Source organism: Nonomuraea sp. NPDC049141 (assembly GCF_040648415.1).
Taxonomy (GTDB): domain Bacteria; phylum Actinomycetota; class Actinomycetes; order Streptosporangiales; family Streptosporangiaceae; genus Nonomuraea.
The window spans coordinates 1-1,083 of sequence record NZ_JBEZDR010000279.1 but is presented as its reverse complement, the minus strand read 5'-3'; the positions used below and the strand labels follow the sequence as shown (position 1 = coordinate 1,083).

General features: G+C 72.7%; 1 protein-coding gene. It reads right to left on the bottom strand.

The genetic code is table 11. From position 1 onward, the window contains the following. Positions 1-924, bottom strand: a 924-nt coding sequence (locus tag AB0B91_RS66460) for a GAF domain-containing protein (RefSeq protein WP_358343351.1), incomplete at its 3' end; no start/stop codon positions are given. Between the last annotated feature and the right edge of the window lie 159 nt (positions 925-1,083).

The window sequence follows — 1,083 nt, the reverse complement described above, 5'->3', positions numbered from 1 at the left end:
GCGCTCGATGGCCAGGGCGGCGGTGCCGGCGAAGACCCGGGTGAGGGCGAGGTCGGTGTCCTGCGGGACGCGCGGGGTGCGGTGGTACATGGCGAAGGTGCCCAGCAGGCTGCCGTCGCGGGCCAGGATCGGCGTGGACCAGCAGGCAGCCAGCCCTGCCCGCTCGGCCAGGCCGCGGAACTCCACCCAGAACGGGTCGGTGGCGATGTCGGTGACGATGACCGGTTCCCGCCGGTGGGCGGCGGTGCCGCAGGACCCGACGCCTTCGCCGGTGGCGATCCCGTCGATGGCCTGGTTGTAGAAGTCGGGCAGGCTGGGAGCGGCGCCGTGGCGTAGGTGCCGGCCGTCAGGATCGGCGAGCAGGACGGAGACGAGTACCTCCCGGGGCGCGAGGTTCTCGATGCAGCGGGCCATCCCGTCGAGCACCTCGGTCAGGGGCGCCTGGCGGGCGATCTGCTCCAGCAGGGCACGGTGTTCGGCCATCAGCCGCTGGGCGTGCTTGACCTGCGTGGTCTCCACGCCGATCACGCGTATCCCGGTCACGGTGCCGTCGGCGTCCCGGCGCGGCTCGTACGTGAAGTCGAAGAATGCCTCTCGCGCGTGCGGACCGACGCCCAGCACGACCCGGGCGTCCCGGCCGGTGTAGGGCTCGCCCGTGCGATAGACCTCGTCCAGGAGAGCGATGAACCCCTGACCGGCGAGTTCGGGCATCAGCTCGGCGATCGCGACCCCGGTACGCGCACGCTCCTGACCGATCGCGGCGAAGAACGCCGGGTTCGCCGTCTCCACCAGGTGCGCCGGCCCGGCCAGCGCGGCGAAGACGGCGATGGACTGCCCGAACAGGGCACGCACGTCCTCCTGGGCCGCTTGCCCGGCAACCGCCTGATCCGCAGCGATGGCCCGGTGCCGTGGTACCGCCGTCATGTATGCCTTCCCTCACCCGTGCATCACGTCGACGAGTGGGGGTTCGTCAACGGTGAGGCCGCAAGGATACGGGCAAGGCGGCGCGATCGCCGAGCGGCACGTCCGGCGTGACGAGCCGGCTGGCGCGGCGGCGCGGGACGCCGATGGGCCGCCGGGGCT